We start from the raw sequence: 14,655 nt of genomic DNA on the forward strand, positions 1-14,655 counted from the left end.
GCAACAGTACGACCGTTCGGGTGCCGCCGTTAAGAAGGGTCCCTGCCTATCCGATCCGGTGGTGACTACCCTGGTCCGGACTGGTTGAACCGGTGCAGCAGACGGGCGAACTCGGCGAGATCGGCCGCCTGCCAACTACGCAGCGTCTGCCGTAGCTGGCCCATCCGGGCCTCCCGGGCGCCGTCGAACCGCCGCTGCCCCTCCCGGGTCAGCTCCAGCAGCGCCGCCCGCCCGTCCTGCGGATCCGGCGCCCGGCGGACCAGGCCCAGCCGTTCCAGGTTGGTCAGCTGGCGGCTCAGGGTGCCCTTGCTCAGGCCGAGCTGCGCGGCCAGTTCGGTGAGCCGTACCCGGCCGGACCGGCGCAGGCACAGCAGCAGCCCGTACGCGTTGGGTTCGAGGTCCGCCTGGATCTCGCGGGCCAGGTCCCAGGAGAGCAGTCGGGTACGGCGCAACAGCAGGGTGAGTTCGTCCTCGACGGCCCGCAGGCTGTCCGCGTCGGCGGCACCGCCCGGCCGGGCGCCACCGGCGCCCACTGTGACCTCGTCGTCCACCCGGTCCCCCATCGCGGGTTCTACGGCCGGATGTCCGGCCCGTCCGTTTCCATGATCCCGCCGCCGGCCGCGGTCACCGCGGGTGGGGTGCCCGTGCCGACCTCCGCCGTGCCGACCTCCGCCGTGCCGACCTCCGCCGTGCCGACCTCCGCCGTGCCGACCTCCGCCACTCCTGGCGGGGTGGTCGAACCCGGCGGTGCCGGGCGGGGGGCCGGCAGCCCGGACCCGCCGCGGGTCGGTTCCCGCAGCGGCACGGACGCGACGGTACGCAGGTGCCCGTCCCGGGTGGTGCCCTCGATGAACACCTCCGCGCCGTCGCCGGTGTGCTGGAGCGTGGTGACCGCGTTGCCGAAGTACGGGCCGGCCGCCCGGCGCCACCGTACCGGCGGCCGGGGCACCCCGGCGGCGGCGGCGAGTGCGCCGACCGCCCGCGCCGGCCCCCGCCACCAGCCCAGCCGCATCAGCGGGCGCATCGGCGCGGGGACCTGGTTGTGGATGGGCGAGCAGGTGAGCTGGTGCACCGGCGCCTCGGTCTCGGTCGGGAACAGCGCCCGGGCCACGTACGAGTGGTGCACGTCACCGGAGAGCACGCTGATGGTGGCCGGCGCCGGGTAGGCCGGTCCCACCCCACCCGGCCGCGCGTCCCGCCGCCGCGCCCGCCGCCGGTCTCGTCGCCGTCCCGGCCTCCGGCCTGGTCCGGCCCGCCGGTGGCGAGCCGGGCGAACAGCTCGGCGAGGTCCTCGAACGACCGGCGGAACGCCGCCCAGTGCTCCAGGTCCAGCGCCCGGCGTAGCCGCTCGGACCAGTCCGCCACCCGGGGCCGGGGCGAGCCGGCCAGCCGCTCGTTCCAGGCCTCGATGTGGTGGATGCCGGGCGGCATCAGCCAGGGCAACGAGGCACCCACGACCAGGTGGTCGTAGAAGCCGTGCACCTGGTTGGTGAACCACTTCCACTCGGCGGCCGGCAGCATCGCCCGGCGCGCCGGGTCGACCACCCGGCTGCACCGGTTGTCCAGCATGACCAGCCGGGTCCGGCCGATGTCCAGCGCGTAGCTGAACTGGTACTCCCGGGGCCGCGCGCTGGGCGGCTCGTCGGCCTCGGCGTCCAGCCGCGCGGCGAAGTCGCGCAGCACCTGCGACGCGTCGCCGGCGGCGTTCCGCACGGCCGTGTACACCGGGTCGGCGGCGATCTCGTCCGGGTGCAGGTTGCCCAGGTGCTGATAGACCCAGTACGAGGCGAGGCCGCTGGTGATCCGCTCGGACCACCACGGCTGCCGGCGCATGTCCGCCCGCCAGGAGGCGGAGGTGTTCCAGTCGTCGATGATCTCGTGGTCGTCGAAGATCATCACGCTGGGCACGGTGGAGAACAGCCAGCGGATCTCCGGATCCCGCCACGATTCCAGGTACAGCTTCGTGTACTCGTCGTAGGTGACCACCTGGTCGTCGGGGGCGCCGCGGGGGCGCCGCCGGCGCCGGCGCAGCAGCCGGCGCACCCGCGGCGAGGTCACGTCCGCGTACACCTGGTCGCCGAGCAGCACCAGCAGGTCGGGCGGCTCACCACCGGCCATCAGCCGTCGGGCGTAGGCGTCCAGGGCGTCCGGCGGCAACCGGCGGGACATCGTCTGGTGGGTGGCCTCCCGGCAGGAGCCGAAGACCAGCCGGACCGGCCGGTCGCCGTCGTCGGCCGGGCGGGTACGCAGCACGCTGGGCGGCTGGTCGGAGCCGGGCTGCGGCCACACCCGCCGGTCGCCCAGGAAGACCTCGTACGTCGTGGCGCTGTCCGGGGCCAGCCCTTCGACCACCACCAGCGCGTAGTGGTGCCCGTACACGGTGAAGGTCTCCGCCGTGCCGGCCGCCCCGTCCGGGGTGCCGACCCGGACCGGCGTGGGCACGCTGGTCTCCACCCAGATCGTGGCCCGGGTGCCGACCACCCGCCGCAGCACCGGACCGATCAGCAGCTCCGGTGTCACGGGCGCGCGGTCCCTGCGCCGCTGGGGCGACGGACGTGGCGCATGGCAGAACCTCCGCGACGATGGGGAGCCGGCCGACGAAACCGCTGGCTCGGCAAGGCTACTCGGAGGACGAGGGGCCGCTTCCGCCCGCCGCCGGTGCGCCCGGTGGGACGCGGCGGCGGGCATCTGTCAGGATTCCGGGCATGGAATACCTCGTCCTCGCTCTGGTCCTGCTCGGCGTGCTGGCGCTCGCCACGCTCGGTCTGGTGGTACCCCGGTTGCGGCGCCGCCCGCAGCCGCCACTGCCGGAGACGGAGGTCGACACCCGCGCCGAGGAGGACCTGGCAGGTCCGCCGGTGGAGGCGGGCGAGGCGGACCGCACCGGTACGACGGTGCAGGAACCCCCGGTGCTCTACCCGCCGGAGACCGAGCCGCCGCTGGTCGCCCCGCCGGAGACCGTCGAGGCGCCGCCGCTGGAGCGGCCCGAGCCCACCGCCGGCCGGCTGGTCCGGCTCCGCGGCCGGCTGTCCCGGTCGCAGAGCGTCTTCGGCCGCGGCCTGCTGGGCCTGCTCGCCCGGGACCGGCTGGACGAGGACACCTGGGAGGAGATCGAGGACAGCCTGATCGGCGCGGACGTCGGCGTCGAGGCGACCCGGGAGATCGTCGACCGGCTGCGCGAGCGGACCCGGGTGCTCGGCACGCGCAGCGGCACCGAGTTGCGCGCCCTGCTCGCCGCCGAGCTGGTGAACGCGCTCGACCCCGGCCTGGACCGGTCGCTGCGGGCCACCCCGCACGACGGCACCCCGGGGGTGGTGCTGGTGGTCGGCGTGAACGGCGCCGGCAAGACCACCACCTGCGGGAAGATCGCCCGGGTCCTGATCGCGGACGGTCGTACCGTGGTGCTGGGTGCCGCGGACACGTTCCGGGCGGCGGCGGCCGACCAGCTCGCGACCTGGGCCGGTCGGGTCGGCGCCGAGGTGGTGCGCGGACCGGAGCGGGCCGACCCGGCCAGCGTGGCGTTCGACGCCGTCCGGCGCGGCGCCGACAGCGGCGTGGACACCGTGCTCATCGACACCGCCGGCCGGCTGCAGAACAAGGTCGGCCTGATGGACGAGCTGGGCAAGGTCAAGCGGGTGGTCGAGAAGCACGGGCCGATCGACGAGACACTGCTGATCCTGGACGCCACCACCGGGCAGAACGGCCTGGAGCAGGCGCGGGTCTTCACCGAGGTGGTGGACGTCACCGGGGTGGTGCTCACCAAGCTCGACGGCACGGCCAAGGGCGGCATCGTGATCGCCGTGCAGCGCCGGCTGGGCATCCCGGTCAAGCTGGTCGGGCTGGGCGAGGGACCGGACGACCTGGCGCCGTTCGAGCCCAGCCAGTTCGTCGACGCGTTGCTCGGCACCGAGCCGCTGGCCCCGGGCGCGTAGCCTCGGTGGCCAGCGATCAGCGCGCCGGCACCTGGCGTGAGCCGAGTGACCGGGCGCCCCGCCTGGGGAGGCCGTACGTGACCGCGCAGGAGATCCCGCTGCACGGCGGAAACGTGAGTACCGTCGTGCGGGTCGGCGACACGGTGCGCCGCAACGTCGGACCGTGGACCCCCGCCGTGCACGCGTTGCTCCGGCACCTGGAGTACGTCGGGTTCACCGGCTCGCCCCGGGCGCTGGGGATGGACGAGCGCAACCGGGAGGTGCTGTCGTACCTGGAGGGGGAGTGCGGCGAGTATCCCCTCAAACCGCACTGGGTGACCGACGAGGCGCTGGTCACGGTGGCCACCATGCTGCGGATGTTCCACGACGCGCAGTACGGCTTCGTGCCGCCGCCGAACGCGGTGTGGCGCTCGTTCGGGCCGCCGCCGCCGGACACCGAGGTGATCTGTCATCACGACGCCGCGCCGCACAACGTCATCTGGCGGCCGGACGGCACCCTCGCCCTGATCGACTTCGACCTGGCCTCGCCCGGTGCCCGGATCTACGACGTCGCGTACGCGGCCTGGACCTGGGTGCCGCTGTTCAGCGACCGGGACTCGTTCACGCTGGGCTGGAAGCGGCCGGACCGGCCGCGCCGGTTGCGGCTGTTCGCCGACGCGTACGGGCTGATCCCGCGGGACAGGCACCGGTTGGTCCGCACGATGCGCAAGCGGATCGTGGACCATGTCGAGGGGATCCGCCGGATGGCGGCGGCCGGCGATCCGGCGTTCGTCCGGATCGTGCACAAGGGCCACCTGCGCCGGCCGATGCGCGACCTGCGGCTGCTGGACTACGAACGGCACACCCTGGAGTGGGCGCTGCGGTAGCACCCGGCTGCCCGGGCGGCGGATAATGCGGTGCAGCCGCCCGGACCCGCGGCGTAGGGTGCCGGCACCGTGAGCAGAATCGTCGACGCCGTCGTGCCGCCCCGGCTCGGCACCGGCTACCGCTGGTTGCTCGCCTCGTCGTGGGCCACGAACCTCGGCGACGGCATCGCCGTGGCGGCCGGGCCGTTGCTGGTGGCGGCGTTGACCGACAACCCGTTCCTGGTCTCGCTGGCCGCCCTGCTGCGCTGGGCGCCGCCGCTGGTGTTCGGCCTGTACGCCGGTGTGCTGTCCGACCGGCTCGACCGGCGGCGCATCGTGCTGACCGCCGACTCGGTCCGGGCCCTCGTGCTCGCCGCGCTGGTGGCGCTGCTGGTCACCGGCACGGACTCGGTGGCGCTGGCCCTGCTCGCACTGGGGCTGTTGGCCAGCGCCGAGGTCTTCGCCGACAACACGTCCATGACGCTGGCGCCGATGCTCGTGCGCCGGGACGATCTCGCGGTCGCCAACGCGCGGTTGCAGACCGGCTTCATCACGCTGAACCAACTGGCCGGGCCGGCCGTCGGCGCCGCGCTGTTCGCGGCCGGCCGGGCCTGGCCGTTCGCGACCGAGGCGGTCCTGGTGGCGGCCGGCGCGCTGCTGGTGTCGCGGATCGTCCTGCCGCCGCACGGCCGGGTGGCGGCGCCGGACGCGCCGGTGCCGCCGGCCGGGCCGGTGGCCGCGGGGGATCCGCCGCTGCCGCCGACCGGGCCGGTGGCCGCGGGGGATGCGCCGGTGGCGGCGGCCGCGCCGCACACGGTGTTCCGGGACATCGCCGAGGGCATCCGGTGGACGGTCCGGCACCCGGCCGTCCGGACGCTGTGCCTGACGATCCTGATCTTCAACCTCACCTTCGGCGCGGCCTGGTCGGTGCTGGTCCTGTACGCGCAGCGCCAACTGGGGCTGGGCGCCGTCGGGTTCGGGCTGCTCACCACGGTCTCGGCGGTCGGCGGCCTGTTCGGTACGGCGATCTACGGCTGGCTGACCCGGCGGATGAGCCTGGGCAACATCATGCGGGCCGGGCTGATCATCGAGACGCTCACCCACCTCGCCCTGGCGGTCACCACCGTGCCGTGGCTGGCCCTGCTGGTCTTCTTCGTCTTCGGGGCGCACGCGTTCGTCTGGGGGACGACGTCGATCACCATCCGGCAGCGGGCCGTACCGACCGAGTTGCAGGGGCGGGTCACCAGCGTCAACACGGTGAGCGTCTACGGTGGGCTGGTCGTCGGCTCGGCCCTCGGCGGGACGCTGGCCACCCACTACGGCATCACGGCACCGTTCTGGTTCGCCTTCGTCGGCTCGGCCGCCTTCGTCCTGCTGCTCTGGCGGGAGCTGACCAGGATCGCGTACCCCGACGAACGTCCCGGGCGTGTCGACCGGACGGGTTCGGCCGCCGACCGGATGGCCGGAGATCCCGGCCGGATGGCCGCAGGACCGGAGGAAACGGTCGTGAGCAGGGAAATCGACGCCTGAGCGACGAGCGGACTTCACAGGTTCGAAACAATCGGTGACCAGTGCGAAACATCCCGGGGACCGCGCCCGAAACAGGGGGCGGGAAAGCTTCCCGCAACCGGCGGACGGGCGACGCTGCCCCGACCTGGGAGGAGACCTTCACCGATAGGAGGCCAGCGTGCCTGAGGCGACGATCGATACCGGCCACACCGCGTGGCTGCTCGTGTCGACTGCGCTTGTCCTGTTGATGACGCCCGGTCTGGCGCTGTTCTACGGCGGACTGAACCGGGCCAAGGGCGTTCTCAACATGATGCTGATGAGCTTCAGCACCATCGGGTTGATCTCGGTGCTCTGGCTCATTTATGGGTTCTCGCTCGCGTTTGGCAGTAATGACAGCGAGGGCACGAACAACATCATTGGTAGTTTCACCCAATACCTGGGGACGAAGACGTTCCCTGAGGAACTGTGGGGCGCCGCCGCCGACAACCCCAGCGGGATCGGCATCCCCACGTACGTCTTCCTGGCGTTCCAGCTCACCTTCGCGGTGATCACCGTCGCGCTGATCAGCGGGGCGATCTCGGACCGTGCCAAGTTCGGCGGCTGGATGCTGTTCGCATTCGGTTGGTTCACGATCGTCTACGTACCGGTGGCGCACTGGGTCTGGGGCGGTGGCTGGATCGGTTCCCAGCTGCACGCACTCGACTTCGCCGGTGGTACGGCGGTGCACATCAACGCCGGTGCCGCGGCGTTGGCCGTGGCCATCGTGGTGGGCAAGCGGATCGGCTGGCCGAAGGACAGCTTCAAGCCGCACAACGTGCCGTTCGTGGCACTCGGTGCCGGTCTGCTGTGGTTCGGCTGGTTCGGCTTCAACGCCGGCTCGGAGCTGACCGTCGACTCGGTCACCGGCCTGGCCTTCATCAACACCCAGGTCGCCACGGCAGCCGCACTGGTCGGCTGGATCGTCGTGGAGTGGCTGCGGGACGGCAAGCCGACCCTGGTCGGTGCGTCCTCCGGAGCGGTGGCGGGCCTCGTTGCCATCACCCCGGCCTGTGGCTTCATCGCGCCGTACTCCGCGGTGCTGCTCGGTCTGGTCGCCGGCGTGCTCTGCGCACTGGCGGTCGGCCTGAAGTACCGGCTCGGCTTCGATGACTCGCTCGACGTGGTCGGCGTGCACTTCGTCGGCGGGTGGATCGGCTCCCTCTGGCTCGGTCTGTTCGCCACGAACCAGGTCAACTCGGCCATCGGCGACGGGATCGGGGCATCGGACGGCCTCTTCTACGGCGGCGGGCTGACCCAGCTCGGCCGTCAGGCCGCGGCGAGCGCCTCGGTGACGGTCTGGTCGTTCGGCGTGGCACTGGTGCTCGCCTGGGTGGTCGCCAAGACCGTCGGCTTCCGGGTCTCGGCCGAGGCCGAGGTCGACAGCATCGACATCGCCGAGCACGCGGAGAGCGGCTACGACCTGTCCAACGCAGGTGGTGGCGGTGCCGGGGCGTTCGCGCTCGCCGGCATCGGTGCGGCGCCGGACGGGCGGGCCGAGGAATCGGCCGTCTCGGAGGACGGCGCCGGAGTTGCTGAAAAGGTCCGCGGTTAACGTCTGAGCGATGGAGGGGTTGGACATGAAGCTGGTGACCGCGGTCATCAAGCCTTACCAGCTGGACGCGGTCAAGGAGGCGCTGCACGCTCTCGGCGTCGCCGGCCTGACCGTCAGCGAGGTACAGGGTTACGGTCGGCAGAAGGGCCACACCGAGGTGTACCGGGGTGCCGAGTACACCGTGGAGTTCCTGCCGAAGATCCGGATCGAGGTGCTCACGGACGAGATGGACGTCGAAAAGATCGTCGATGCCGTGGTGAGTTCCGCGCGTACCGGAAAGATCGGCGACGGCAAGGTCTGGGTGACCGCCGTCGAAGATGTGGTCCGGGTGCGTACCGGCGAGCGTGGCCTGGACGCACTGTAGGACCTGGCCCGATGCGTGCTGGTAGTTGGCCCGTGAAGGGCCCGGCCACCGTACGACCGGGACCCGGTAACCCCGGATGCCGCCGGTGACCGGGGAGAGCGCGTCACCCCTGGCCGATTCGGCCGACGCGCACTCCCCGGCCGGCGGCGCCGGGAGCATCGGCGCCGCCGCCCGTGCCAAGCGGGCGGCGGCGTTCGACGCATGGCTGGCCGGCCTGCTCCCGCCGGAACTGCCCGGGGTGGCGCTGCTGGCCGTCGGCGGGCTGGGGCGCCGGGAGTGCGCCCCGCACGGCGACCTCGACCTGGTGCTGCTGCACGCCGGCGTACCGGACGTCGCCGACCTGGCCGCGTCGCTCTGGTACCCGATCTGGGACGCCCGCCACGGCCTCGACCACTCCGTCCGGACCGTGCCCGAGGCGCTGTCCGTGGCGCACGACGACCCGAAGGTGGCGCTCGGCCTGCTCGACGCCCGCCACCTGGCCGGGGATCGCACCCTTTCCGACCGGCTGATCCCGGCCGCCGCCGACCTGTGGCGGCGCACGGCCCCCCGCCGGCTGGCCGGCCTGCGGGAACTCACCGAGGCACGCTGGGCGGCCCACGGCGAACTGGCCTTCCTGCTGGAGGGCGACCTGAAGGAGTCCGCCGGCGGGCTGCGGGACGTGGCCGTGCTGCGGGCGATCGGCCGGGCCGGCGCGGTGGACGCCCTGCGACCCGCCGTCCGCGCCGCCCACCTGCGGCTGCTGGACACCCGCGACGCGCTGCACGTGGCCACCGGCCGGCGGGTGGACCGCCTGGTGGCCCAGGAACGAGCGGCCGTGGCGGAACTGCTGGACCTGCGCCAACACCCGCCCGGCGGCACCGACCCCGGCCCGGCCGGACCGGGGGAACCCGCGGCCGGCGGCACCGCGTCGCGGCTCGGGGTGGCCGCCGCGGAGTCGCGGCTGGGAGTGGCTGCCGCGGAGTCGCGGCTCGGGGTGGCTGCCGCGGAGTCGCGGCTCGGGGTGGCCGCCGCCGACGGGCGGGGCGGCGTCGACAACGTGGGCGACGTGCTGCTGCGCCGGGTGGCCGGCGACGCCCGGACCATCCGGCACGCCCTCGACGACGCCTGGCGGGCGGTGGACCGGCTGCTGCTGGCGCGCAGCCGGGGCCTCGCCGTCCCGCGGGCGGACGGGCGGCCGGGCCGCGGCACCTACCCGGCGACCGGGCCGGCGCGCCGCCCGGTGGCGCCGGACGTGGTGGAGCAGGACGGCGAGCTGGTGCTGGCGCGTACCGCCATCGGGCCGCGACCCGACCCGAGCCTGTCGCTGCGGGTGGCCGCGGCCGCGGCCACCCACCGCCTGCCGATCGCCCGGGCCACCTGCGAGTGGCTGGCCGCGTACGCCCCGCCGATGCCGACGCCGTGGCCCGCCGCCGCCCGGTCGGCCCTGTTCCGGCTGCTCGGCGCGGGCGACGGGCTGGTGTCCACCTGGGAGACCTGCGACCGGTACGGCCTGGTCGACGGGTGGCTGCCGGAGTGGCCGCGGCTGCGCAGCCTGCCGCAGCACAACCCGGTGCACCTGTTCACCCTCGACCGGCACCTGGTGGTCACCGTGGCCGAGGCCGGCCGGTACGCCCGCGAGGTGGACCGTCCCGACCTGCTGCTGCTCGGCGCCCTGCTGCACGACATCGGCAAGGGTCTGCCCGGGGGAGAACACAGCAGCACCGGAGCGCCGGTCGCGGCCGCCGTCGCCACCCGGCTCGGGTTGCCGGACACCGACGTGGCCACGGTGGAACGGCTGGTCCGGTGCCATCTGCTGCTGCCCGACGTGGCGACCCGGCGGGACCTGGCCGATCCGGTCACCATCGCGGGCGTCGCCGAGGCGGTCGGCGACGTCGGCACGTTGGCCCTGCTGCACGGGCTGGTCCGCGCCGACGCCCGGGCCACCGGGCCGGCGGCCTGGTCGGACTGGAAGGCCCGGCTGATCGCCGAGCTGGTCGACCGGGTGCGCCTCGCGCTGGACACCGGGGAGCTGCCGGCGCCGCCGGAGCCGGATCCGGAGCTGGTGGCCGGCGCGTTGCCGGCGGTGCGGGTGACCGGGGACGAGGTGATGGTGGCCGCGGCCGACCGGCGGGGGCTGCTCGCCGCGGTCGCCGGGTGCCTGGCGGCACACCGGCTGGAGGTGCTCACCGCGGACGCCTCCGTGGTGGCCGGCCGGGCGCTCGTGCGGTGCCGGGTCCAACCCCGCTACGGCAGCCCGCCGGAGCCCGCGGCGCTCGCCACCGACCTGCGCCGGGCGATGGACGGCGACGAATCGGTCACCCGGCGGCTGCGGATCCGCGCCGCGCCATCGTCGGGCGCCGCGCCCCGGGTGGTCTGGCACCGCGGTGCCGCCACCGACGCCACCGTGCTGGAACTGCGCGCCGCCGACAGCGCCGGTCTGCTGCACCGGGTCACCGCGGCGCTGGACGCCGCCGGCACGGTGGTGCGGGCGGCCCGGGTGAGCACCCTGGGCGCCGACGTGGTGGACGCGTTCTACCTGGAGGGGGACTGGTCGGCCGCGCCGGACCGGTCCCGGGTCGAGGCCGCCGTCCTGGCCGCCGTCTGACCGGCCCGCCGACCGGTACGTCAGCGGACGTACCCTGGGTGCCGCCCGGTGGCCGACGCGGCCGGACGGGTCGGAGCGCGACGCTTGGGGACATGACCGAGACCACCGACCGAGCGCGCCCGGACCGGGCGGCATGACATCCTCGGCTGTCATGTGGCGGACCGACGGCGCGGCGGACCGGTTCCGGATGATCCGGTCCCTGCTGGTGGACACGGCGCTGACCGTCGGGCTGCTGGCGGTCACGCTGGCCGCCACCCCGGTCGCCGGGGCACACCAGCCGGGCTCGGTGCCGCTGGACGGGGTCGGCCGGGCGCTGATCGCGGTGGTGATCCTCCCGCTGGCCGTTCGCCGCCGCCGGCCGCTGGGCGCGCTCGCGGTGACCGCCCCGGCGACCGCCGCCTACCTGGCCGCCGGCTACCCGTACGGGCCGATGCTCATCGGGTACGTGCTGGCGGTCTACACCGTGGCCCTGCGGGCGCCGCTGCGCCGGGCCGCCCTGGCCGCCGGGCTGGCAGCGCTGGCGCTCGCCGTGCACGCGCTGTGGTCCCTGGGGGCGTCGCCGGGGTGGTCCGGGCTGCTGCCCACCTCGGCGTGGACGATCGTGCCGTTCGCGCTGGGGGTCACCGTGCGGATCAGCCGGGAGGCGGTGCTGCGGGACCGGGCCGCGCAGGCCCGCCGGCAGGCCGACGACGAACGGTTGCGGATCGCGCAGGAGGTGCACGACGTGGTGGGGCACGGGTTGGCCGCGATCAACATGCAGGCCGAGATCGCCCTGCACCTGTTGCCGAAGCGGCCGGAGCAGGCGGAGACGGCGCTGGCGGCGATCGCGCGTACCAGCCGGGAGGCCCTGGACGAGCTGCGGGTGACGCTCGCGGTGGTGCGCCGGGGCGCGGACCGGCGACCGGCGCCGGGGCTGGACCAGGTGCCGGCGCTGCGGGAGCGGCTGGCCGGTGCCGGCGTACCGGTGGTGGTGACCGTCACCGGGACCCGGCGGGACCTGCCGGCGGCGGTGGACCTGGCGGCCTACCGGGTGGTGCAGGAGTCCCTGACGAACGTGCTGCGGCACGCCGGTTCGGCGGTGACCGCCGACGTGCTGATCGGCTACGGCGACGAGGAGGTGACGGTGGAGGTGATCGACACCGGATCGGCGGAGCCGGCCGGACGGACCGGCCGGCCGGGTGCCGGCGGGGACGCGCGGGCGGGCGCCGGCGGCGCGGCCGGGCCGGTGCTGTCCGGGCAGGGCATCGCCGGGATGCGCGAGCGGGTCACGGCCCTGGGCGGCACGTTCGACGCCGGGCCGCGCGAGGGCGGCGGCTTCCGGGTGTACGCCCGGATTCCGGCGGGGCCGCGCCGATGATCCGGGTGCTGATCGCCGACGACCAGGACCTGGTCCGGTTGGGACTGCGCACCCTGGTGGACAGCGAGGACGACATGACGCTTGCCGGTGAGGCGGCGGACGGGCTGGGCGCGGTGGCGGTGGCCCGGGCCGAGCGGCCGGACGTGGTGCTGATGGACGTCCGGATGCCGGGCATCGACGGCATTGAGGCGACCCGGCGGATCGTCGCCGATCCGCAGCTGGCGCACACCCGGGTGATCGTGTTGACCACGTTCGAGCTGGACGAGTACGTCTTCGACGCGCTGCGCAACGGCGCGAGCGGATTCCTGATCAAGGACACCCGCCCGGCCGAGCTGCTGCGGGCGATCCGGCTGGTGGCCGGCGGGGAGGCGCTGCTGTCCCCGTCGGTGACCCGGCGGGTGGTCCGGGAGTTCGCCACCCGGCCGTCCCCGGTGCGCAAGCCGCATCCGCGGTTGGGGACGCTCACCGAGCGGGAGCGCGAGATCGTCGGGTTGGTCGGCGAAGGGCTGAGCAACGACGAGATCGGTGAGCGGCTGGTGGTCAGCCCGGCGACCGCGCGGACCCATGTGAGCCGGGCGATGACCAAGCTGGGTGCGCGGGACCGGGCCCAGTTGGTGGTCTTCGCCTACCAGTCCGGCCTGGTCGACATCTGATCCTGCCGCCGGTCGTACCCGGCGCCGGCCACACCCGGCGCCGACCGGCGGCCGGCCTGCGGCCCGTCGGTGGGCGGTCCGCGGGCGGCCGGTGGGGTGGCCGGCCTGGAAGCGGGCCGGCGGCCCGACCGTTACCCTTGCGGTGGGAACGAGCGCCGGGTCTGTCCGTCCGGGCGAAATTACGACAAACGGGATGTTTCGCCGTGTTTGACACCTTGAGTGACCGCCTGTCCGGGATCTTCACCAAGCTCCGCGGCAAGGGACGGCTCACCGACGCCGACATCGACGCCACCGCGCGCGAGATCCGGCTCGCGCTGCTGGAGGCCGACGTCGCGCTGCCGGTGGTCAAGGGCTTCATCGGCCGGATCAAGGAGCGGGCACGCGGCGCCGAGGTGTCCCAGGCGCTCAACCCGGCCCAGCAGGTCATCAAGATCGTGCACGAGGAACTGGTCGCCGTGCTCGGCGGCGAGAGTCGCCGGCTCCAGTTCGCGAAGCAGCCGCCGACCGTGATCATGCTGGCCGGCCTGCAGGGTTCCGGTAAGACCACGCTGGCCGGCAAGCTGGCCCGCTGGCTCAAGGCGCAGGGCCACCAGCCGCTGCTGGTCGCGGCGGACCTGCAACGACCCAACGCCGTCGGGCAGCTCCAGGTGCTCGGTGGTCGCGCCGAGGTCGAGGTGTACGCCCCGGAGCCCGGCAACGGCGTCGGCGACCCGGTGCGGGTGGCCCGCGACTCGATCGAGCACGCCCGGCGGGCGGCCCGGGATGTCGTGATCGTGGACACCGCCGGCCGGCTCGGCATCGACGCCGAGATGATGGCGCAGGCCGCGAACATCCGCGACGCGGTCGACCCGGACGAGGTCATCTTCGTCATCGACGCCATGGTCGGTCAGGACGCCGTACGCACCGCCGAGGCGTTCCGGGACGGCGTGGGGATCAGCGGCGTGGTGCTGTCCAAGCTGGACGGCGACGCGCGCGGCGGTGCCGCGCTGTCGGTCCGCGAGGTGACCGGCCAGCCCATCCTGTTCGCCTCCACCGGCGAGAAGCTGGAGGACTTCGACGTCTTCCACCCGGACCGGATGGCCAGCCGGATCCTCGGCATGGGCGACGTTCTCACTCTGATCGAGCAGGCCGAGCAGGCCTTCGACGCCGATCAGAAGGAGAAGATGACCGCCAAGCTGATGGGCGGCGAGTCGTTCACCCTGGAGGACTTCCTCGACCAGCTCATCGCGGTCCGCCGGATGGGGCCGATCGCCAACGTGCTGTCCATGATGCCCGGCATGGGGCAGATGAAGGACCAGCTCGCGGAGCTGGACGACAAGCACTTCGACCGGGTCACCGCGATCATCCGGTCGATGACCCCGGGCGAGCGGAGCAACCCGAAGATCATCAACGGCTCCCGGCGGGCACGGATCGCCGGCGGTTCCGGTGTCACCGTGATGGACGTGAACCAGCTGCTCAACCGGTTCGCGGACGCGCAGAAGATGATGAAGCAGATGGGCGGCATGATGGGCATGCCCGGCGGTGGCCGGCGCAAGGCCACCAAGTCGCCCAAGAACAAGCGCAAGGGCAACAAGGGGGGCGGTCGGCCGCGCAGCGGGGTCGGCGCGGGCGGCGGGATGCCGGCCGGTTTTCCCGGCGGCGTGCCGCAGCTGCCGCCAGGGCTCGACCCGAACGACCTGGCCGGTGGCGGCCTGCCACCCGGGTTCAAGCTGCCCAACCTCGACTTCAACAAGCTCGGCAAGGGCAAGCGGGACGACCGGCGCGGCTGACCGGGAGCCCGAGGAAGGTCTCGGCCGATCTGCCGGCCCTCACCGCGCGCC

The 14,655-nt window shown here is 74.0% G+C and carries 8 protein-coding genes and 3 pseudogenes; 9 read left to right on the plus strand and 2 right to left on the minus strand.

Annotated elements, in window-relative coordinates:
• Window positions 1-65 precede the first annotated feature (65 nt).
• Window positions 66-563, minus strand: a complete 498-nt coding sequence (locus CIK06_RS07080; RefSeq protein ID WP_095564144.1) for a MarR family winged helix-turn-helix transcriptional regulator — start codon at window positions 561-563, stop codon at window positions 66-68.
• 161 nt (window positions 564-724) lie between these two features.
• A pseudogene (locus CIK06_RS07090) lies at window positions 725-2,520 on the minus strand (alkaline phosphatase D family protein); the annotation flags it as partial.
• A gap of 185 nt (window positions 2,521-2,705) precedes the next feature.
• Between CIK06_RS07090 and ftsY the strand changes: the two are divergent.
• The 9 genes and pseudogenes from ftsY to ffh all read left to right on the plus strand — a co-directional run bounded on the left by ftsY (window position 2,706) and on the right by ffh (window position 14,604).
• Window positions 2,706-3,932 (plus strand): signal recognition particle-docking protein FtsY, encoded by a 1,227-nt coding sequence (gene ftsY / locus CIK06_RS07095; protein ID WP_095564145.1) that lies wholly within the window; start codon window positions 2,706-2,708, stop codon window positions 3,930-3,932.
• Window positions 3,933-4,009: 77 nt separating this feature from the next.
• Complete coding sequence (locus CIK06_RS07100) at window positions 4,010-4,798, plus strand: aminoglycoside phosphotransferase family protein (RefSeq protein ID WP_095564146.1); 789 nt, start codon at window positions 4,010-4,012, stop codon at window positions 4,796-4,798.
• Window positions 4,799-4,867: 69 nt separating this feature from the next.
• Window positions 4,868-6,229, plus strand: a pseudogene (locus CIK06_RS07105) (MFS transporter); the annotation flags it as partial.
• A 235-nt stretch (window positions 6,230-6,464) separates the two neighbouring features.
• The gene (locus CIK06_RS07110) at window positions 6,465-7,877 is read left to right on the plus strand and encodes an ammonium transporter (protein WP_095564148.1); all 1,413 of its coding nucleotides are present in this window, start codon (window positions 6,465-6,467) and stop codon (window positions 7,875-7,877) included.
• A gap of 25 nt (window positions 7,878-7,902) precedes the next feature.
• Window positions 7,903-8,241, plus strand: a complete 339-nt coding sequence (locus CIK06_RS07115; RefSeq protein ID WP_198348283.1) for a P-II family nitrogen regulator — start codon at window positions 7,903-7,905, stop codon at window positions 8,239-8,241.
• 154 nt (window positions 8,242-8,395) lie between these two features.
• Window positions 8,396-10,825: pseudogene (locus tag CIK06_RS07120) on the plus strand (HD domain-containing protein); the annotation flags it as partial.
• Window positions 10,826-10,976: 151 nt separating this feature from the next.
• Window positions 10,977-12,182: a sensor histidine kinase gene (locus CIK06_RS07125; RefSeq protein ID WP_232534065.1), complete on the plus strand. Its 1,206-nt coding sequence runs from the start codon at window positions 10,977-10,979 to the stop codon at window positions 12,180-12,182.
• On the plus strand, window positions 12,179-12,835 hold the full coding sequence (locus CIK06_RS07130; protein ID WP_095564151.1) for a response regulator transcription factor: 657 nt from the start codon (window positions 12,179-12,181) through the stop codon (window positions 12,833-12,835). The genes CIK06_RS07125 and CIK06_RS07130 overlap by 4 nt, the downstream gene beginning before the upstream one ends.
• 203 nt (window positions 12,836-13,038) lie before the next feature.
• Window positions 13,039-14,604: a signal recognition particle protein gene (ffh, locus tag CIK06_RS07135; RefSeq protein WP_095564152.1), complete on the plus strand. Its 1,566-nt coding sequence runs from the start codon at window positions 13,039-13,041 to the stop codon at window positions 14,602-14,604.
• Window positions 14,605-14,655 lie beyond the last annotated feature (51 nt).

This window comes from Plantactinospora sp. KBS50 (assembly GCF_002285795.1).
Classification (GTDB): domain Bacteria; phylum Actinomycetota; class Actinomycetes; order Mycobacteriales; family Micromonosporaceae; genus KBS50.